The organism is Nonomuraea sp. NPDC003560 (assembly GCF_042878785.1).
In the GTDB taxonomy this organism is placed as follows: Bacteria; Actinomycetota; Actinomycetes; order Streptosporangiales; family Streptosporangiaceae; genus Nonomuraea.
In genome coordinates this window covers 1-19,701 of sequence record NZ_JBIAOF010000022.1, presented here as the reverse complement: position 1 = coordinate 19,701, position 19,701 = coordinate 1, and the positions used below count along the sequence as shown (strand labels likewise).

21 protein-coding genes are annotated in these 19,701 nt (G+C 71.2%); 4 read left to right on the top strand and 17 right to left on the bottom strand.

Annotated elements, in window-relative coordinates; genetic code table 11:
- Positions 1–4 precede the first annotated feature (4 nt).
- Complete coding sequence (locus ACFYUV_RS49405) at positions 5–694, bottom strand: response regulator (protein WP_387682754.1); 690 nt, start codon at positions 692–694, stop codon at positions 5–7.
- Entirely contained in the window at positions 691–1,875 is a 1,185-nt protein-coding gene (locus ACFYUV_RS49400) for a sensor histidine kinase (RefSeq protein WP_387682752.1), read from the bottom strand. The genes ACFYUV_RS49405 and ACFYUV_RS49400 overlap by 4 nt, the downstream gene beginning before the upstream one ends.
- Positions 1,876–2,102: 227 nt before the next feature.
- Here ACFYUV_RS49400 and ACFYUV_RS49395 point away from each other — a divergent pair, with 227 nt between their 5' ends.
- Positions 2,103–3,779, top strand: coding sequence for a DUF4328 domain-containing protein (locus ACFYUV_RS49395; protein ID WP_387682750.1), 1,677 nt, complete (start codon positions 2,103–2,105; stop codon positions 3,777–3,779).
- A 53-nt stretch (positions 3,780–3,832) separates the two neighbouring features.
- On the opposite strand, the gene ACFYUV_RS49390 is transcribed toward ACFYUV_RS49395, so the two are convergent.
- From ACFYUV_RS49390 to ACFYUV_RS49340, 11 genes are all read right to left on the bottom strand, one after another.
- The gene (locus ACFYUV_RS49390; protein WP_387682747.1) at positions 3,833–4,228 is read right to left on the bottom strand and encodes a MerR family transcriptional regulator; all 396 of its coding nucleotides are present in this window, start codon (positions 4,226–4,228) and stop codon (positions 3,833–3,835) included.
- Between the two features lie 546 nt (positions 4,229–4,774).
- Positions 4,775–5,524, bottom strand: a complete 750-nt coding sequence (locus ACFYUV_RS49385) for a PP2C family protein-serine/threonine phosphatase (protein ID WP_387682745.1) — start codon at positions 5,522–5,524, stop codon at positions 4,775–4,777.
- 79 nt (positions 5,525–5,603) lie between these two features.
- Entirely contained in the window at positions 5,604–7,403 is a 1,800-nt protein-coding gene (locus ACFYUV_RS49380) for an ABC transporter ATP-binding protein (protein ID WP_387682743.1), read from the bottom strand.
- Positions 7,400–7,885, bottom strand: a complete 486-nt coding sequence (locus ACFYUV_RS49375) for a TlpA family protein disulfide reductase (RefSeq protein ID WP_387682741.1) — start codon at positions 7,883–7,885, stop codon at positions 7,400–7,402. Before ACFYUV_RS49375 ends, ACFYUV_RS49380 begins: the two co-directional genes overlap by 4 nt.
- Complete coding sequence (locus ACFYUV_RS49370; protein WP_387682739.1) at positions 7,885–8,382, bottom strand: MauE/DoxX family redox-associated membrane protein; 498 nt, start codon at positions 8,380–8,382, stop codon at positions 7,885–7,887. Before ACFYUV_RS49370 ends, ACFYUV_RS49375 begins: the two co-directional genes overlap by 1 nt.
- 67 nt (positions 8,383–8,449) lie before the next feature.
- Positions 8,450–8,629: a hypothetical protein gene (locus tag ACFYUV_RS49365; RefSeq protein ID WP_125645566.1), complete on the bottom strand. Its 180-nt coding sequence runs from the start codon at positions 8,627–8,629 to the stop codon at positions 8,450–8,452.
- Positions 8,630–8,725: 96 nt separating this feature from the next.
- Complete coding sequence (locus ACFYUV_RS49360; RefSeq protein ID WP_387682737.1) at positions 8,726–9,598, bottom strand: ArsR/SmtB family transcription factor; 873 nt, start codon at positions 9,596–9,598, stop codon at positions 8,726–8,728.
- A 51-nt stretch (positions 9,599–9,649) separates the two neighbouring features.
- A complete protein-coding gene (locus ACFYUV_RS49355; protein WP_387682735.1) occupies positions 9,650–10,093 on the bottom strand; it encodes a S26 family signal peptidase in 444 nt (147 codons plus the stop codon).
- A gap of 239 nt (positions 10,094–10,332) precedes the next feature.
- Complete coding sequence (locus tag ACFYUV_RS49350) at positions 10,333–10,524, bottom strand: hypothetical protein (protein ID WP_352356176.1); 192 nt, start codon at positions 10,522–10,524, stop codon at positions 10,333–10,335.
- Between the two features lie 122 nt (positions 10,525–10,646).
- Entirely contained in the window at positions 10,647–11,231 is a 585-nt protein-coding gene (locus ACFYUV_RS49345; protein WP_387682733.1) for a hypothetical protein, read from the bottom strand.
- Positions 11,232–11,347: 116 nt separating this feature from the next.
- Entirely contained in the window at positions 11,348–12,625 is a 1,278-nt protein-coding gene (locus ACFYUV_RS49340) for a serine hydrolase domain-containing protein (RefSeq protein ID WP_387682731.1), read from the bottom strand.
- A gap of 193 nt (positions 12,626–12,818) precedes the next feature.
- Here ACFYUV_RS49340 and ACFYUV_RS49335 point away from each other — a divergent pair, with 193 nt between their 5' ends.
- Complete coding sequence (locus tag ACFYUV_RS49335) at positions 12,819–13,892, top strand: serine hydrolase domain-containing protein (RefSeq protein WP_387682729.1); 1,074 nt, start codon at positions 12,819–12,821, stop codon at positions 13,890–13,892.
- Positions 13,893–13,960: 68 nt separating this feature from the next.
- Here the strand turns inward: ACFYUV_RS49335 and ACFYUV_RS49330 are convergent, their stop codons facing one another.
- Complete coding sequence (locus ACFYUV_RS49330; RefSeq protein WP_352356170.1) at positions 13,961–14,101, bottom strand: hypothetical protein; 141 nt, start codon at positions 14,099–14,101, stop codon at positions 13,961–13,963.
- Between the two features lie 227 nt (positions 14,102–14,328).
- On the opposite strand from ACFYUV_RS49330, the gene ACFYUV_RS49325 reads away from it, so the two are divergent.
- Complete coding sequence (locus ACFYUV_RS49325; protein WP_387682727.1) at positions 14,329–15,657, top strand: WD40 repeat domain-containing protein; 1,329 nt, start codon at positions 14,329–14,331, stop codon at positions 15,655–15,657.
- 46 nt (positions 15,658–15,703) lie between these two features.
- Here ACFYUV_RS49325 and ACFYUV_RS49320 read toward each other — a convergent pair whose 3' ends face one another.
- Entirely contained in the window at positions 15,704–16,312 is a 609-nt protein-coding gene (locus ACFYUV_RS49320) for a DUF6461 domain-containing protein (protein WP_387682725.1), read from the bottom strand.
- A gap of 161 nt (positions 16,313–16,473) precedes the next feature.
- Here ACFYUV_RS49320 and ACFYUV_RS49315 point away from each other — a divergent pair, with 161 nt between their 5' ends.
- A complete protein-coding gene (locus ACFYUV_RS49315) occupies positions 16,474–16,680 on the top strand; it encodes a hypothetical protein (RefSeq protein WP_352356164.1) in 207 nt (68 codons plus the stop codon).
- A gap of 148 nt (positions 16,681–16,828) precedes the next feature.
- On the opposite strand, the gene ACFYUV_RS49310 is transcribed toward ACFYUV_RS49315, so the two are convergent.
- Complete coding sequence (locus ACFYUV_RS49310; RefSeq protein WP_387682723.1) at positions 16,829–17,803, bottom strand: threonine/serine dehydratase; 975 nt, start codon at positions 17,801–17,803, stop codon at positions 16,829–16,831.
- Positions 17,804–17,820: 17 nt separating this feature from the next.
- On the bottom strand, positions 17,821–19,701 hold a 1,881-nt coding region (locus ACFYUV_RS49305; RefSeq protein WP_387682721.1), incomplete at its 5' end, for an MFS transporter.

The window sequence follows — 19,701 nt, the reverse complement described above, 5'->3', positions numbered from 1 at the left end:
CGTGTCAACCCTGATCGGCGGCCACCAGTCCCACCCGGTAGGCGAGCACGACCGCCTGTACACGGTCGCGCAGGTCGAGTTTGGTCAGGATCCGCGACACGTACGTCTTGACGGTCTCGATGCTGATGGACAGTCGTGTGGCGATCTCCGCGTTGGACAGGCCCTCGGCGAGCTGTTCGAGTACTTCCAGCTCCCGCTGGGTCAGCGCCCGCACGACCTCCTGCAGGGCCGGGCGGGCGGAGTCGGTGGGGCGCAGGCGCTCGGCGAAGTGACCGATGAGGGCCCGGGTGACGGCGGGCGCGAGCAGGGAGTCGCCGCGCGCGACGGTGCGTACGCCGTCCACCAGTTCCTTCGGCCGCGCGTCCTTGAGCAGGAAGCCGCTGGCGCCTGCCCTGAGTGCTTCGTAGGCGTACTCGTCGACGTTGAACGTGGTCACCACCAGCACCTTCACCGGAGCGGCGACGCCTGGACCGGCCAGTCGCCTGGTGACCTCGATGCCGTCCAGGACGGGCATCCGGATGTCCATCACGACGACGTCCGGCAGCAGCCGCCGGGCGGCCTCGAGCGCCGCGCGGCCGTCCGCGGCGTCCCCGACGACCTCCATGTCGGGCTGGGCGGAGAAGATCGTGGTGTAGCCGGTGCGCACCAGCTCATGGTCCTCACAGATGAGCACCCGGATCGGCGTACTGGTCATGCGGTGCTCCTGAAGGGGATGAGGGCCCGGACGGTGAACCCGCCCCCGGGCCGGGCGCCGGCGGTCAGCTGACCGTTCAGCATCTGGACGCGGCGGCGCAGCCCGTCCAGCCCTCGCCCCCCGGACGGCACGGCGGGACCTTCCACCAGAGCGGACCCGTCGGTGGTCACCTCGATGTCGATGTGGCCGGCGCGGTGGTGGACCGCGACCCTGGTGGGCCGGCCGGTCGCGTGCTTGATGGCGTTCGTGAGGGCTTCCTGAACCACCCGATACGCGGCCAGCTCGACGTCGACGGGCTGAGGAAGGCGCTCGCCGTGTTCGGTCAGTTCGACGGGCTGGCCGGAGACGCGGGCCTGTTCGACCAGGTCGGCGATACTGCCGAGGCCCGGCGCACGGTCCGTGAGCGCGTCGTCGCCGGTCGCCTCCAGCACGCCGAGCAGATGCCGGAGCTCCGTCAGCGCCCGCCGGCCGGTGTCGCTGATGGCGGCCAGCCCTTGCCCTGCGCGTTCCGGTGCGGTGCCGACCAGGAACTGCGCGGCGTCGGCCTGCACCACGATGGCGGTCACGTGATGGGTGACCACGTCGTGCAGCTCACGGGCGATGCGGGCGCGTTCGTCGGCGCCGGCCGCCAGCGCTCCGAGCCGCCGCCGTTCGGCCTCCTCGGCCCGCCACCGGCGCATCCCGGCTCCGGCCATCCAGATCACGACCAGAACCAGGTAGAAGGCGACGAAGTCCGGGATCCGGTTGGGGGATCCCAGCTGGCTCAGGACGACCGCGAGTGCGGCGTAGCCGGCGCTCACCGCCGCCGCGAGCGTGCGACGGTGCCGGGACTGTTGGGCTCCGGCCGTATACAGGGCCAGGTAGAAGCCGACGCTGGCGAACGTCGGCGGACAGCAGAGCGCCTGATGAACGGCGAAGGCGGCGCCGATGACGGCCAGGCATGCCGCCGGGTGACGGCTGCGGAACGCCAGCGGCGCCGATTGCGCCACGGTCAGCACCACCGCCAAGGCGTCGGCCGGTCGCTTCGGCAGGTCACTGAGCTGGGCTCCGATGACGGACAGCGTCGGTACGAAGGCCAGCGCAGTGAGCGTCGCCGCGAGCGCGCCGTCCTTGACCAAGGACGGCCGGGCTCTCCACCAGGCCGGCCATGAGCGGACGGCCAGGGGAACGCGCGCGAACACCGGTGTAGTCTAACGGCCCGCTGCCCGTACCCGCGGTACTCAGGACCTGGCGCCGTAGCGAAGCAAAGCGGCGGTTTCGGCGGTGGGCCGCCGTGCTGTGCATGGGCCCGGAATGAGGTCCGGTGCGGTCAGCGGGCCTGGCGCGGCCGGTTTTGCCATATTTCTGTGCCCCTCTTTTGGAATCATCGACACCGACCGGCGATGATCTCGACGAGGAATGAGTCACCATGACCGACCCCCTACGCGACGGCGACCCGGCTCACATCGGCTCCTACCGGCTGCACGCAAGGCTCGGTGGGGGCGGGATGGGAGAGGTGTTCCTGGGCCGCTCCCCGGGCGGGCGCCTGGTCGCCGTCAAAGTGGTGCGCCCGGAGCTGGCCGGCAACAGCGACTTCCGGCGCCGCTTCACTTCCGAGGTGGACGCCGCCCGCAAGGTCGGCGGGTTCTACACCGCCCAGGTCGTGGACGCCGACACCGACGCCGTCCGGCCGTGGCTGGCCACCGCCTACATCCCCGGCCCCTCCCTGCACCAAGCCGTCGACGAGCACGGGCCGCTCCCGGTGGAGTCGGCCGCCGTGCTCGGCGCCGGGCTGGCCGAAGGACTCGCCGCCGTGCACGCCTGCGGGATGGTGCACCGCGACCTCAAACCCGGCAACGTCATCCTTGCCGAGGACGGGCCCCGCCTGATCGACTTCGGCATCGCCCGCGCCCTGGACGCCACCAGCCACACCCAGACCTCCACCGTGCTGGGCACCGCCGCGTTCATGTCCCCCGAACAGGCCATGGGCCGGGAGGTCGGGCCGCCCTCGGACGTGTTCTCGCTCGGCTGCATGCTCGCCTTCACCGTGACCGGCCGCAGCCCCTTCGGGACGGGGCCCGTCCACGCGGTCGTCTTCCGCGTGGTCCACGCCGAGCCCGATCTTCAAGGAGTGCGCGCCCCCCTGGCCGCTCTGGTGGCGGCCTGCCTGGCCAAGGACCCCGCCGTCCGGCCCGGCCTGGAGCAGGTGCTGACCCGGCTCACCGCGCTCGTTTCGCCCGACCAGGGGCGGTGGCTGCCTGAGGCGCTCACCCAGGTCATCGCCGACCGCCGGACCCTGGCGCTGACGGCTCTTCACGACCCGGCCACCGCGACCGACGGTGGCGGCCCCCGAGCGATGGCGCCACCACCGTCCGGCCACGCGAATCCGCCGGGCGCACCCCAGCCCTTGCTGGTCAACGAACGCCGCCATATGCGCGGCCGTGACCCCCTGCACTCCGCCACCGGCCAGCAGATCGCCGCCTATGTGCTGCTTGCCCTCTTCACCCTGATCTCCGTCAGCACAGTGGTGTACCAGCTCGATTTCGCCGACGACGCGAGACGGTGGCACCGGGTGGAGAGCTACGACGAAACTGAGACGGTCGGCCAGATCATGCTGGCGGCCCAGGTCGTCTCCGGCGTGGGATTGACGACGTCCTGGCTGCTCTGGTTCTTCCGGGTACGAGTCGTCGCCGAACGGCTCGCGCCCGGCCGGCTGCGCTACCGCCCCTCCATGGCCGCATTCGGCTGGTTCATCCCGATCGGCAACCTTTGGCTGCCCAAGCAGATCGCCGACGACATCTGGCACGCCTCCAGCCCCCCTGGACGCGGCGGCACGACAGCCCCGGCCGGTCTGCTGCACACATGGTGGGCCCTGTGGCTGGTCACTTTCCTGACCTGGCCCCTCTTCTGGATCGAGTGGACGACACTCCTCACCAAGGACTACGACTCCGAGACGTACGAGGACACCCTTGGCCTGAGGTACGAATTCACGTGGGCGACCTGGGCCAGCGTGGCCGTGCACGTGCTGGTCGTACCGACGGCGATCGTCACCGCCCTGTTCGTGCGGCGACTGGGCGCCATGCAGGCGGCCAGACTCGACACCTGACGACCGAACGGCCGGTCCTGATGCCCCCGGGTGTGGCCGGGGGCGGAAGGCGGTCAGTGGCGCCGGCGGAGTTCTTCGTTGATGCGCAGCGCCTCGGCGAGCTGGTCTTCCAGGATGATGATGCGGCAGGCCGCTTCCAGCTGGGTGCCGGCGTCGACGAGTTCGCGGGCGCGGGCGGCCAGGCGCAGCTGGTAGCGGGAGAAACGGCGGTGCCCGCCCTCGCTGCGCAGCGGCTCGATCAGCTTGGCGGCGCCGAGGCTGCGCAGGAACGCCGGGGTGACGCCGAGGAGCTCGGCGGCCCGGCCCATGCTGTAGGCGGGATAGTCCTCGTCATCGAGCCGCTGCCCGAGACTGCCGGCCGCTTCGACCTCCTGAACCGGGTGATCGCCGGTGGGGCTGGGCCGCTCCCGCTTGGACGCGGTGACCGTTGCCAGAGGTGTTTGATCCATTCAACCTTCCCGAATGCGAACAGGGGCCCCGGCGCCATGATGCGCCGGGGCCCAGAGGTTTAACACCATCGACCGGCCCTGCCTGCGTGCTGCAGGGGCGGTTCACTTATGCCGCACCAGCCGCCCGATGCGGGGGTGCGGGGATCGCGTAAGCGTGACCGTAGACCACCGTCCTGTTCGTGGAGCTGCGGTACCCGTGCGGCGACATGCGGCCGGCGACGGGCGATCCTGATGGCGTTCAACACTCCTTTCCGGTTATCCGTACCTCGGCGCCCCGATCGCTGGCGCCGACTTTCCGTAATCGGCAGCGCGTCCACCGCCCCGGCCCTTCTTGCTCAACCACACTGGCCGCGGCAGTCCGACCTTCTGCCCTACCTCGTTCTGTACTGCTGTCCACGTTCGTCCGGGCAGCCTCATCGTGGTGCTCGTGCTGCCCTCGTGGATTCATCCCTTGCGATGTCAGGAACTCTAGCTCCCCTTGGCGCGAATGTCTACAGTGGCGACTACAGATTTTCTTTCGCATCAGAGGTAAGAGCCCGCCTCGCGCTAGTCGATGAACGTGTATTCCTCTCGGTGCTCCTCGAAATCGACGAATTCGACGACGACCATGGTGATGTTGTCCGGACCGCCGTGCTCCACGACAAGGGCTTCGAGGCGATCGGCCACATCCGCCGATCCGCCGGGGCCGCTCAGAACGTCCATCAGGAGCGGGTGAGGGACCGCCGCGCCGAGTCCGCCGGTGCACAGCAGGATCCGGTCACCGGCGTGCAGGCGGAAAGTCACCAGGTCAGGGACGCGTTTATGGGGGCGTCCATCAAGGAAGTTCGGGATGCGTTCCGGTGAGCTCGGCGCGCCGGGGGCCTCGGTCGTGCCGTGGGCACGACTCGCGGTCGTCCAGATGAGTTCAGCGGCTCCGCCGGCGGTTCGTCGCGTGAAGTACGCCTGTGTATCGCCTGCGTCGGTGAAGACCGCCGTGGTCCCGGACCACGCCATGGCAACCAGGTCGGCGCCCATGCCCGCCAGTTCGGGTTGCGCTTCGATCCTTCGCTGAAGGGACTCGTTCGCGGATCTGAGCGCATGTTCGACAACGGTGGTCAGGTCTGAGGGATCGATTTCGCGGTCGTACTTCCGCAGGGTTTCGGTCACGAGGTGGCTGGCGACGTCGCCGGCGACTCGTTCCCTGCGGCCGTCGGCGACCGCGAACAAATAGGGACCTGTGCAGATGTCGTCCACGATGTGCCGGCGCGCGGACCCGGGACAGGTGCGGGAGGCCGCGTTCCAGGTGAGGTTCACCATTTTCGTCTGCCTGCCGGTTCGGGGCGGGGGTTGTCGGCTTGATCAGTCTGCCATCGTGTACATCTGGCCGGAGGCGGCTTCAGGCGTGCTCGACGGTGTAGCCGCTGGCCTGGAGGGTGAACAGGCGGGCGTATTCGCCGCCGGTGGCCATGAGGGTGGTGTGGGTGCCCTGTTCGGCGACTCTGCCCTCGGCCAGCACCACGATGAGGTCGGCGTCCTTGACCGCGCTCAGCCGGTGGGAGATCAGCAGGCTGGTGCGGCCGGCCCGATGCTCGCGCAACCTGTGGTGGATGGCGTGCTCGGCCTCCGCGTCGAGTCCGGCGCTCGGCTCGTCCAGGACGAGCAGGTCGCGTTCGCCCCTGATCAACGCTCTGGCCAGGGCGAGCCGTTGCCACTGGCCGCCGGACAGCACGACGCCGGAGGTCTCGGCCGCGTCCAGGAAGCGGTTGCTGAGCAACGTGTCGTAGCCGTGCGGCAGGGCGTCCAGCGCCGCGTGCACCCCGGCCAGCCGGGCCGCCGTCCTTACCTGCTCGGGCGAGGCGCCGAGTGAGCCGAGCGAGATGTTCTCCGCCGCCGTGAAGTCGTAGGCCACGTAGTCCTGGAAGACCGCGGTCAGCCGGGAGCGCAGTTCGGCGGGGTCGGCGTCGCGCAGGTCCGTCCCGTCCCAGCGGACCGCGCCGCGCGACGGGTCGTAGAACCGGCACAGCAGTTTGACCAGCGTCGACTTGCCGGCGCCGTTGAGCCCCACGAGCGCGACGCAGGCGCCGTGGGGGATGGTGAGATCCACTCCGCGCAACACCCACGGTCGCCCCTCGCCGTAGCGGAACCAGACGTCCCGCATCTCGATCCCGGAGCGGAGGGCGGGCAGCGGGCGGGGCGGGCGGCGTACGGGAAGGTCCGGGGCGGCGGAGACGACGGCGCGGTAGTGTCCGAAGACCAGCAGCGCCTGGTGCAGCCGGGCGAGCTGGGTGACCCCGCCCGACAGCGCGCCCTGCACCCCGGCGACGGCGGCGGCGAAGACGGCCACGTCGCCCACGCCGAGCCGGCCGCCGGCGATCGCCCAGATCAGTCCGGCGCCGCCGATGGCGGCGCCGAGCAGGGCGAGCAGCCCGTGTCCCGCCAGCGCGCGCCGTTCCAGGGCCTCCTCCTGGCGGTTGACCGCGCGGATCTCGCCGAGGAGACGATCGCGCAGGTACGCGCCCAGCCCGAACAGCCGCACCTCCTTGGCCGGCTCGACCTCGGTGAGCAGGCCGGCGTAGAAGATCTGGCGGCGCATCGCGGGGCTGATCTGCCATTCGAGACCCACCTTGCGCCTGCTCAGCGACAGTTGCACGCCCAGCGACGGCAGCGCCGACAGCAGGACGATCGCCGTCATGACCGGGCTCAGCGCCGTGAGCGCGGCGACGAACCCGGCCAGCGTGACCAGGCCGCGCACCAGCGACAGGCCGGGGGCCAGGATCTGGTTGGCCGCGCCGGTCCCGGCCTGCTCGGCCAGCCTGAGCCGGTCGCGGAAGCGGGGGTTCTCGAACGGGCCCAGGCCGACGAAGGCGTTGACCGAGGTGAACAGGCGCTCGCGGGTCAGCAGGCCCAGGCCGCGGCGCAGCCGTCCGTCGGTGTGTTCGGTGAGGTGCGGCAGCAGCGCGGCGACCAGGCCGACCACGCCGAGCATGATCGTCGGCATCAGTACGGCCCGGCCGCCCGCCAGGCCGTCCAGGATCAGCTTGGTGCACCAGGCGGCGGCCACCGGCGTCGTGCCGCCGGCGAGGACGGCGAGCACCGAGCAGACGGCGGCGACCGGGGCGGCCCGCCAGGCCGGCCCCCACACCGTCACGGCCCGCCCGGCCAGCCGCAACACACCGGGCGAGACGTCGTGGGTCATGCGGTGACGGGAGCGCCGAGCCCGGCCACGGTGACCGCGCGCGACCTGACCCGGCCGGACTCGTCGAGCAGGTAGAAGGCGGGGAAGGCGGAGTTGGGGAAGGCCAGGCAGACCGGCCCGTTGGCGGGCTCGGCGATCACGGTGGCGCTGCCGCGCAGCGCGTCCGTGTAGCTCTCCCCGCCGGGGCCGGACACGACGGCGAGCACCTGCGAGGGGGAGTAGCCCGCGTTGGCGACGAGCTGGAGGAACGGCGGCAGTTGCCCGGGGCAGGCCTGGCACTCGGTGTCGAAGAAGCCGATCACCGAGGGCCGCCCGATCCCGCGCACGTCCGGGACGGTCGAGCCCACCGGCAGCAACGGCGGCCCCGAGGGAGCGGCGTGCTGCTCGGCGTGGCGCACCCTGCGGATCACCGCGAACGTCAGCACCAGGTTGAGCGCGCTCATGACGCCCACGATGACCAGGGCTGCGATGACGTACGGCATCAGAGGTTCCTCTCCAGGAGAAGGTCGGCGAGGTCGTCGAAGAGCACCAGCACGGCGGCGAGCACCGCGGCGGCGACCAGCGCCAGCGCCACCCCGGCGAGTTCGACGCGCCCGCCCGGCGTCACCCAGCCGGTGACCGCGACCGCGATCAGCAGCAGGTTGCGCACGATCTGGGCGCGGCTCAGCGGAGCGGCGGTGACGCCGAAGCACCGGCAGGCGGCGGCGGAGCCGCGGCGCAGGCCCAGCAGGATCGCGGCGGCGAAGGCCGCGAGCAGCACGGCGGCCAGCACGAACCCCGCGCGCTCGCCCAGGGCGAGCAGCGCCGCGGCGGCGCTCTCGCCGGCCAGTACGGCCACCGCGACCGGCGCGGCGGGCAGCCCGGGAGCCAGACCGGGGATGGAGGACACGAAGGCGCGCCAGCCGGTGGCCTTTCCCGCCAGCGCGGCCAGGAAGACCAGGCAGAGCACGGCCCTGCAGCCCAGCTCTATGTACGGCATGGCGCTCCTTCACGGGTGGTGCCGCCCACGACCCCCTGCGAAGGGGGCGTGGGCGGGGTGTGGAGGGTCAGCAGCACTCGTAGCAGGACACGTAGGTCGTGCAGTCCGGCCGCACGCAGGTCCACGCGGTGTGGTCGAGCCAGTGGTAGCACCAGCACTCGTAGGGGCACCCCCTGGCGTCCGCGGTGCTGGCGGGCAGCAGGGCGCCGAGCATCCGGTCGCCCAACGCCTTGAGTGTGCGAGTCATCCGACCTCCTGGGTGAGAGGGGCTGTATTCGCCTGATCATCACCATCGGGTCAGGGGAGGGGCAATCCTTTCGGACCGCCACCGAAATGCGACAAATCAGGCGCTGTATTCGAGGAGTTCGTGGCCCAGCGAGGTGAGCACGTGCCGCACGGCCCGACCCTCGCGGTAGGTGTTCACGAGCCCCGCCAGCCGCAACGCCGTCACGTGCTCGGACACCGTGGACGCGCTCACCGCCAGCGACCTGGCCAGCTCGCCGGTCGCCGAGCCGCCGCCGATCGAGCGCAGCACCCTGGCGCGGGCCTGCCCGACGACCTGGGCCAGGGCGTCCACCGACGCGGGACGCCGGGCGCCCTCGTCGCCGGCCGGATAGGCGATGACCGCCCTGCTGCCGCCGCGGGGCGGCGACAGCGCGAGGAAGCAGCGGCTGGCGCACATCAGCGGCGAGAACGCCACGCCCCCGTCGCCGAGCTCCACCGGCGACGGGCACAGGTCCGAGGTGTCGATCTGCAGGGCGCAGCCGTACCAGCTCAGCCTGGGGGTGAGCCTGGGCAGCGTACGGCCGAATCCCCGCACGCAGATCAGCTCGGAGTAGCGGTTCACGTGGGCGTTCAGGCGGTGGCGGATCGCGTCCCACTCGGGGGCCACGCAGCTGACGTAGAAGGCGCGGAGCGCGTCGGCGACGTCACCGAGACCGGGCTGGACGTCGAGCTCGTCGTTGAGCGTGCCCGCGCCGGGCGGCAGCGGCAGGTCGGCCCAGAGGAAGCCGGACACGCTGTGCGGCGCGTGGTGGACACGCCGGACGAACGGCATGGCTCTGGCGGGCGTCCTGCGCGCCAGATCCCGCCACGGCGATCCGGGTACGGCGAAGCCGGGATGATGCAGGCACAGGGCGGCGAACAGGGTGTGGTGCAGCGGGGAGATGGTGAAGGTGGTCGCGGCCAGTCCTGCGGCGGAAAAGACCAGACGCATATCCCAGCCCCGTTGTCAGGAAATGTCCGGACATAATGGAGTATGCGGCTGTTAAGACGTACTAACAAGGGTGCGTAGGACGACCCCCAGAACCCGATCGGCCGGGACGAGGCCCCACAACCGCGAGTCCGCGCTGATCTCCCCGTCCCCCAGCACCACGAGCTTTCCCGGCGGCACCGTGGCGGGCAGCCCGGGGCACTGCGGCGGCACCGGTTCGCCCGGCAGCGCCGCGACCCGCTTGACCACCCAGTCGGCGGCCGCGACCTCGGGCAGCGGCCCGTCCCGCCATCGCATTCCCGGCCCGATCGGTTCGAGCACCACGATCTGCCCGCGCCGGACCGCCTTCCCGCGCAGCACCAGCAACCGGTCGCCGGGCCGCAACGCCGGCACCATGCTCTCCCCCCGTACGGTCACCACCGCCAGCCGGCGCCTGGCGGCGAACGCGACCACGACCAGCAGGGCGGCGGATCCGGCGAACACGGCGATCATGGGCATGGCGCGAGCGTAAACGTCCGGCCTGTGGGGCTCAAGAACTCGTCCGGTCGGACGGGAGGGGCTGAAGTCCTGTCCACGACGGACACCGTCGCCCGGCGAGGGTGACGCTCGGACGGCGTGGGGCGCCCGTTCCTCGGGGGTGAACACTCATGGGGACGGGCGCGGTTCTGCGGCGTCGAGGAACACCTCGTTCCTGCAGCGTGGAGGCTTGCGCGGGTGACCTCGCGGTGGTGATCCGGCTAGTCGGGGGAGCGCAGGAGCATTGCCTCCACCTCGGAACCGGCGTCGGCCGTGCAGACGTACGTGGGCCTTCCGGTCGCCGGGTCGACGGCGTACAGGGTCGCCCGCTTGCCGCACTTCGAGCACCAGGCGTCCGGCCCGCCGCCGAGTTCGGCCAGGCCGACCTTGATCTCTGGGATAACAAAAGCCATGCGGGCAGCGTAGGTCGGCATGGTCAGGACGTCCGTGGTGACAGGGCGTCATGCGGAATCCATGCCCGCAGATTGTTCGACACGGGAGGTGCCGGGCCTGGTGGTGGCGCGGTGCGGAACGGTCAGTACACGTTCGAGGTCCCTTGCCGGAGCTCTCCGGCGACATGCCAGTAGATCTGGATGTCGAATCGGCTCAGATTGGCCACGCGATCCTCGCCGCCCAGGAAAAGCGGAACGTCATGAGCCAGGCACTCGCCGAAGCCCAAGGGGGCCGTGTCGATGGCACGCCACTCCTCGTAGAAAGTCTCGGCCAAGGCTTCGTCGGCGTGGTCGACCAGCTCGCCGTCGTGGAAATCGGAAAAGGGCACCGGGATCTCCAGGACCTGGCCGGTCCCCGGCTCCAGCATGAGTATCGGAGGGTCTTCCGTCTCGTGTGCTCGTAGGTCCAGAGAGAACTGCCGCCCCAGCCAGTCGAACCCGAAGCACGACAGATCGCCGAACTCCGGAAAGGCGTGCGCGGCGAAGGCGTCGGCCTCTGCGCGAGATGCCCACGTGTGAATCCGGTACAGGCCGTCGTCGAAAGTGGACCCGCCGAACTCTGACAACAGCTTGTCGGTCACGCGGCGGCGTCCGCCGGGAAGAGGGGCGCCTTCGTCGGTCCCCGCATTCGCCGTCAGGCCATGGGCTTGCAGGAACCGATTCAGCATTTCTACCGCTTCGTTCTTGAATGACGTGCAGTCCCGCCCTGCCGGTTGGTTCCATGACGCCCGCACCGCCGTCGTGGGCGGGCGGGCGCCGGTTGCCGGTGAACGGCGAGGGCCTGTCAGAGGTAGGTGCCGTACAGGTCTACGGCGGGCCAGGTGGTCACCGCGTTGGCGGCCTTGTGGAGGGCCGGGTCGATGTCGGCGTAGCTCAGGCCGGAGGCGTCGTCGCGCTGGTTGAAGAGCGCGGCCCAGGTCAGCCCGTCATACCGCCGCACCAGCAGGGTGTAGGTGCCGGGGAGGCTGCCGGTGTGCCAGGTGTTGCGGCCGCCGGTGACGTTGCGGACCGACCAGCCGCAGCCGTACCACCAGCCGTCGCCGTTGACGCCGGTCTCGGGTTGGGCGAAGGCCCGGGAGATCGACGTCGAGGTGAGCACGGAGCCGGCGGCGTCGAAGATCCCGGCGAAGCGCACCAGGTCGACCGCCGTTCCCAGCCAGCCGCCGTGCGCGTCCATGTTCTCCAGGTTGAACGAACCGTACGGAGCCGGGACGGACGTGCCGGAGGCGTCGAACACCGTCTTTCCCGTGTACTTCGCGACGTACGGCACCTCGCCGGTGACGGCGCCGGCCTTGAGCGTGCGCCCGAGCCTCATCCGGGTGATCCCGCGCGGCCCGAGGATCTTCTGCTGCACGTACGTGCCGTACGGCATGCCGCTGACCTTCTCGATGATCCGGCCGAGCAGCAGGTAGTCGTAGTTGGCGTAGGCGTACGTGCTGCCGGGGTCGTGGTCCAGGGCGAGGCCGCCGGCGTACCGCATGATGTCGGCCTGGCGGACGGGCAGCGCCGCGCCGAGCGCCCTGGAGACCGCCAGGTCGCTGAACATGGGGTCGGCGGTGATGGACGAGTCCCAGCCGCCCAGGTGCTGCAGCAACCTGAGGACGGTCACGTCCTTCAGCCGGGGATCCACCGTCCTGCCGGACGGCGGCGTCAGGGGGAGCAGGTCGGGCAGCCGGTCGGTGAGCTTGAGCTTGCCGTCCTGCACCAGCTTGAGGACGGCCGCGCCGGTGATGGGCTTGCTCAGGCTGGCGATCCGGAACAGCGAGGTCGGCTGGGTCTTCAGGGTGGTGCTGGTCGTCCAGGTGTAGCCGCGGGCCAGGACGAGCTTGCCCTTGCGGGTGACGGCGAGCGATCCGCAGGAGAGGTTACGGGCCTGCATGAAAGCCTTCATGGTGCTGTCGAAACTGCCCAGCCCGGCTCCCAGGGTTCCGGTCGTCTTCCACGTCCCGGCGGCGGCGTGCGCCCTGCCCGGCTGACCGGCGACGAGCCCGGCGCCGGCCAATCCGAGCCCGGCCAGGCCCATCGTCCGGCCGAAATCGCGTCGGGTCAGCCTGTCAGGCATCCGTCTTCCTCCTTGATCGAACAAAACACCACCGGGCAAACTACCTCAAACATCGCCGCTGGTGGCGCAGACCGCCCGAGCCGGGCGTGGTGGGGCAGTCCCCACCATCCGGACACCGGGCGGCATGATCGATTCCGGTGCTCGGCAGCCACAGGATGGGCACATCACCTCGTCCAAGGGAGTTGCCCAGAACATGCGTAGGTATCTTGCCGCAGCTGCAGCCGCCGTCGTCCTGCTGGGCGCCGCGTCCCCCGCGCCGGCCGCCGCCAAGCCGTCGTCGCCCACCTTGCAGCAGCAGCTTGACCGGTTGACCCAGCAGGACGGGCTGGCGGGTGCGCTGGTGTCGGTGCGTGAGCCCGGCGGCCGGGTCAGGACGTGGACGTCCGGCGTCGCCGAGCGCGGCTCTGACCGGCCGATGGTCGGCGCGGACGCGCACTTCCGCATCGCCAGCGTGACCAAGTCGGTCGTCGCGGCCACCGTGGTGCGCCTGGCGGACCAGGGCAAGATCGATCTGGACGCCCAGGCGGAGCGGTACGCGCCCGGTCTGCTCGACGGCAGGCCGATCACCGTGCGGCAACTGCTGACGCACACCAGCGGCCTGCCCGAGTACCTGCCGCTGATCGACCCGGCCCGCCTCGGCACCGACGCCGACGCCTACTTCCTGCGCCTCGCCCTGGACGCCGAGCCCACCGGCGAACCCGGCGAGAAGTGGGCCTACTCCAACACGAACTACCTGGTGGCCGGCATGCTCATCCAGAAGGTCACCGGCAAGGACTTCCGGACGGTCACCCGCCAGGGCGTCCTGAAGAACCTGCGGCACACCTACTGGCCGCGTCAGAACGAGCTGGACATCCGCGGCGAGCACGCCCACACCTACGGCGTGAACCCGTTCGACCCGAAGAGCCAGGGCAAGGTGGTCGACACGACCCTGGAGCCCGGCTACCTCTTCGGCGCCTCGGGCGGCCTGATCTCCACCCCCGACGACCTGAACCGCTTCTGGCAGTCCCTGCCCGCCTCCACGATCAAGACCGTGCTCGCCCGGACCGTCCCCGCCAACGACCCGCCGAAGGCCGACTACAGTCTGGGCGTCTACTCCTACCCGTTCGCCTGCGGCCCGGCCTGGATGCACGACGGCGGCCTGCCCGGCACCCGCGTCCTCAGCGGCCGCGACCGCTCGGGCCGCGCCGTCACCCTCTACGTGACCGGCACCCCGAAGAGCGACGCGCACATCTTCGAAGCCTTCGGCACCGCCCTGTGCGGCAGGTAGCCCAGGCCCGCCGGGGGAGCCGTCACGGGCGGGAGCCCGATTCGGGCCGGCTGCTCGCGCCACCGGCGTCAACGGCGCAGCAGCAGGCGCAGCAGGCGTAGCGCCCGGGAGCGGCGGGCCGAGTCGGCCGAGAACATGTAGATCATGGCGGGGAGTGTCACCAGCGCGGCGCTCGTCACGACCAGTGCGGCGAGGTGGGGCAGCATCATGGAGCTTCCCTTCGTGAGTTCGGCATCGCCTCGGCCGGTGCCGAGGGCGCGATATCAGGATGGGGCGCGCCGAAGTGCCGTTGACGATCTGTGCCAAGGTCTTACGCGATCCGATGAACCCGTACGTCGGCTGACAGAAACTGACGGTTCCCGGCCCGGATGGCGATGTGCACGGATCCGTCACGGGTGGGTTTGGCTCTCCGGGATTCTGGAATCCTGACATCACCATGTCTCCGCAAGCCCCCCTGCCGGAGGATCCCCTCGCCGTTCTGCGCGAACGCCTGCGGGACCTGCATCTCCACGCGGGCGAGCCCAGCAGCCGGGCTCTGGCCAGGCAGACGGGCGCGATGAGCCACTCCACCGCACACGGGGTGATCCGCTGCGTCAGCCTGCCTCGATGGGGCAACCTGGAGCTCGTGGTGGAGGCGTTGCAGGGCGACGTCACGGAGTTCAAGGCCCTGTGGATCGCCGCCCACGACCTGCGTTCGCAGCGCGGTCGCCCGCTGGATTCCGAGACCGGGCCCACGGCCCGGACGGAGGACACCCAAGGGCCGGCCTCCGATCCACCGCATGAGCTGTACCGGCCGGTGGACGGGGCGAATGCGGAAGGTCACTCCGGCGCCGTCTGGTCGGTGGCCTTCCATCCGGACGGGCGCATCCTGGCCAGCGGCGGCGGCGACGGGACCGTGCGGCTGTGGGACACGGTGACGGGCAGGCCGTGGCGGGAGCCTCTGCTGGGCCACACGGGTGCGGTCGTGGCGGTGGCCTTCCATCCCGACGGGGATCTGGTGGCCAGTGGTGGCAGCGACAAGACGGTACGCCTGTGGACGATCGACGGGCTGCGACCGGTGGGTGAACCGTTGCACGGCCATGCCGGCACTGTCTGGTCGGTGGCCTTCCACCCGAACGGGCGCATCCTGGCCAGCGGCGGCATCGACGGCACCGTGAGATTGTGGGACATCACCACGGGAAGGCCGGTGCGGGGGCCGCTCATCGACCATGACGGCGCCGGCTGGGCCCTCGCCTTCGACCTCGACGGACGCCTGCTGGCCAACGGCGGGGACGACGGCATGGTCCGGTTGTGGAACACGACGTCCGGGCAGCCGGTCAGTGAGCCGTTGGCAGGTCACAGCGGCGCGGTCGTGACGGTGGCCTTCCACCCGGACGGGCACGTCCTGGCCAGCGGCGGCGACGACGAAACGGTGCGGTTGTGGGATCCCGCGTCGGGACGCGCCACGGCCGACCCCTTCGTCGGCCACATCGGCCCGGTCCGGTCGGTGGCCTTCCATCCGGGAGCGGACCTGGTGGCCAGCGCCGGCGATGACGGGTTGGTCCGGTTGTGGCAGCTCGATTCCGGAAAACAGGTGGGGCGGCCTCTCGACGGCCACACCGGTCCCGTCCGGGCCATCGCCTTCCACCCGCACGGGCATCTGCTCGCCACCGCGGGCGCCGACAGGAAGGTGCGGTTGTGGGAGAGCACTCAGCCGCCCGACCACCAAGTGCTGTACCGGCGCATCGACAACCTGCACGCCCGCTTGCGCGGGTCGAGGCCATAGAGGCGGTCGCCGGGCGAACGCCTCGGGATCCGTACCGAGGTGGTGATCATACGTTTCTGATCCTGGCGGCGAGGAATCGCATGTCCAGCATGCTCTGGGAGAAGGCGACGCCGGTGAGCTTCTTCGCCAGCGCGAACGATCGCTGGAACGTGGCGTGGAGGCCCGGACCTTCCCACTCGTGGTGGGGATCCAGCCCAACCTCCCACATCTCCAGAAACAATCGGTCGGGCTCACTGCCCATGCGTGTTTGAGGGGAGAGCTGGTTGAAGCAGGTGATCTCTTCGCCGTCGATCGCATAGGTGAAGTGGTCGTCGGCGTGGAGGTTTCGGCTGATCGACACGACCTCGGTCCCTTGGGAGAGAGTCGGCAGCAGGCGGTTGAAAGCGGCTGATCCTGTCCAGAGTTGGACGAGCACCGTCCAGCCCGCCGTCTCGAGCGCGCCCACGTAGTCACTGCGCAGGTTGTCGGCGTCGATGCACTCCATCGTTCGTTCCTGGAGACCGTCGAAGGTCACCTGCTCGATGTCGCCGGGCCCTGCACCGAGGCGGGTCAGCGCTTCGCGAGGGGGGAGGGAACGGGCGAAGGACACACACGAGACGTCATAGAACGGGCCGTACGTGGCCAGCCAGTCGAACTCCTTGTACGCGTCTCTCACGTCAGCGCTCCCGTGATCAGTTGCCGGACATCATCGCAATGATCTCCGAGAGGCGCGGACGACCGGTCGGCGCCGGGAGCGGGCACCGAAAGAGCCGTTGCTGATGACAGGTGGCGGCAACGGTGCGACTGTGAAGGCAGGGCGACCTGCTGGAGGAGATCGTGGAACACCCCGAGCTGACCACGGACATGGTTCTCGCCGCCGTCCGGGATCATGGATTCGCGGCCTATGACGTCCTGGTCAAGGATTTCCCGTCGGAGGTGGTGGTCGCGGAGTTCACGAAGGCGGCCAGGTCGGGCTTCACCACCTTCGGCGTAGGAGTGCACCTGGCGTCGTTGACGGACAAGGGGCGGGAGCGTCTCGGTTAGGCACAGTCTGCGAGCTCTGCGGGGCGCCGGATGCCGGCCGGGGTGACGGCACAACGGGCCGGGGCGGTCGGGGCGGAGTGATCGTCCGATGTGGCGTGGTGACGGCGCTCGCGGGCGCCGCCACCACAGCCGTTGGCTCCGGCCTGGATCAGGTGCTTCGTGCCAGTGGCTCCTGGCTGGTTTCCGGGGTGATCGCGACGTTGCCGCCGGAGAGGACCGCGACGACCGGCCCCGGCGGCAGGTGCGCCTGGTGGGTGAGGTAGGCGGCGGTGGCCACCGCGCCGCTGGGTTCGGCGCGTTCCCCCAGCTCCCGGTGGAGCAGGCCGGTGGCGGCGTCGATGGCGTCCTCGGTCACGGTCACCATGTCGTCCACGTACCGGTGGATGTGCTCCCAGGCCAGGGCGCCCAGCACCGGCGCGCGCAGGCCGTCGGCCCGCGTGCGGTAGGTCAGCTCCACCGGCCACGCCGTGCGCGTGCCCGACCGGAAGCTGGCCGTCCCGTCGGCGGCCAGCTCGGGCTCGACGCCGACCACCCGGATCGCCGGGTCGGCGGCCTTGACGGCGACCGCGATGCCGGCCAGCAGGCCGCCGTTGCAGACGGGCACCAGGACGGTCCCCGCGTCCGGCAGGTCCAGGCAGATCTCGGTCCCGGCGCTGCCGTGCCCGGCGATGACGTCGAACGCGTCGGAGCCGATCACCGTCGCGCCGAACCGGTCGGCCAGCGCCAGGCACGCCTCCTCCCGCAGCGCGGGCGGGACGATCACCACCTCCGCGCCGAGCCGGCGCGCGGCGCTGACCTTCAGCTCGGGCGCCGTGTCCGGCAGGACGACCGTCGCCCGCACCCCGTGCTCGGCGGCGGCGTAGGCGATGGCCTGGGCGTGGTTGCCCGACGACTGCGCCACCACGTGCCGGACGCCGCGCCCGGCCAGCCGGCCCACGGCGTTGGCCGCGCCGCGCACCTTGAAGGAGCGGGTGGGCTGCCGGTTCTCCGGTTTGACCCAGAGCCGTTCGCCGGGCAGCCGCAGCAGCGGCGTGCGCCGGACGTACGGCGCGATGCGGTCACCGGCCGCCCGGACGTCGGCCGCGGTGACCAGCCGCGCGCCCGCCGCCCCCTCCGTTTCCATGGGTTCAGCACCGCCGTTCATGCGCTCAGCACCCTTTCCTGGATGGCGTCCAGGTCGGCCGCGGCCTCCGAGGGCGGGGCGGCGTCCGGGACGAGGTCCTCCAGGTGGTGCAGCGGCCGGTGCCGGAGCCCCAGCAGCCCCCAGAGCACCAGGAACACGCCGCTGGCCAGCAGCACCACCCCGGCGCCCCCGCCGGGGCCGGTGGCGAACCGTCCGGCCCAGTCCGCCAGCGGGCCGGCCGACAGGAAGCCGATCGGCTGCATGGCCGTGGCGATCATGATGTTCACCGCGAGCACCCGCCCCTGCAGCTCCGGCCCCACCTTGACCTGGATGATCGACAGCCAGTGCGCGTTGCCGATGCTCATGCACGCCAGCCGGACGAACAACCCGGCCGCGACCAGCCACACGACCGGCCACACGCCCATCAGCACCACGCCGATCCCGGAGCCGACGACGAAACCGATCATGCCGGTCGCCCGCCGCCGGGTGCCGCCCCACACCAGCACCACGCCGGTGCCCACGGCCGCGCCGACGCCGCCGACGGCGGTCACCGCGCCGAGGTCGGCCGAGTCGCCGATGGCCAGCACGACCGGGGTGACCAGCACCCACATCAGCGCGGTGCAGAAGTTCACCACCGCGAAGTAGAGCGCCATCACCATCAGCGGCCGCCGCCGGCGCAGGAACCGCCACCCGCCGGTGAGCGCCGCCGTGAACGTCTCCTCGCGCCGGTGGAACAGCCGGTCGGGGAAGCGCACCAGCAGCAGCGTCAGCACACCGACCGCGAACGTGGCCACGTCCACGGCCACCACCGCCGACAGCCCGAACAGGCCGATCAGCGCGCCGCCCGCGAGCGGCGCGACCACGTTGCCCGCGCCGAAGCCCACGTTGGCCAGCGCGTTGGCCTGCGGCAGGTACGGTTTGGGCACCAGCTGCGCGATCGCCGCCAGCCAGGCGGGCTGCTGGAACGCCGACACGACCGAGGTCACGCCCACGATGAGGCAGACGTTCCAGAACTCCAGCCGATCGCTGGTCAGCAGCAGCACCAGCGCCACCATGGCGATCCCGGACAGCGCGTCGCAGGCCAGCATGATCTTGCGCCGGTCCACCCGGTCGGCCAGCGCGCCGCCCAGCGGGGTGAGCAGCACGGCCGGGATCTGCGCCAGCATCGTGACCAGCGCCAGGTCCAGGATCTCGCCGCTGCGCTGGTAGGCCCACACGCCGAGCGCGAACGAGCTCAGCGCCGTGCCCAGCGCCGAGACGATCTGCCCGCCCGCGACGGTGTAGAAGGACCCCAGTCTGGTGCGTTCGGGCGGGCGCACCGGATCGGGCAGCGTTCCGGCCGCCCAGCGGGTCAGGTGCGCCAGCACGACGGCGGCCAGCGGCTCGGCCTGGTGCCGCAGGAAGTAGTGACCGGCCCTGGGCAGCACGGCCAGCTCCACCCGCGGCGCGAACGCCGCCCACTCGGTGTAGCGCTCCTCGTGCAGCTCGGTGGCGCGGTCGCGCTCCCCGACCAGGCTCAGGATCGGCGCGCGCAGCGGCGTGCCCTCGCCGGCCAGCTCCTGGCCGAACCACTCCTGCGCCTGGTCGGCGTCGTGCCGCATGGCCCGTACGGCCGTGCGTTTGGCGGCCTCGTCCATGTCGTCGAGCAGCCCGCCGGAGGCGCGCAGCGCGTCGCGGAACAGCCGGTCGGACACCCAGCGGTCACCGCCGAACAGCCGCCTGGCCAGGCCGGGCAGCCGTGCGGCCGGGAAGCTGGCGGCGGCGATCACGCCCAGCACGGGCACGCCGTCGGCCTCCAGCTTCCGCGCGAGCGCGACGGCGGGCGCGGAGCCCACGCAGTGGCCGTAGATCGCGACCGGGCCGGACGCGGTCGCCGCCACTTCGGCGGCCAGCACGTC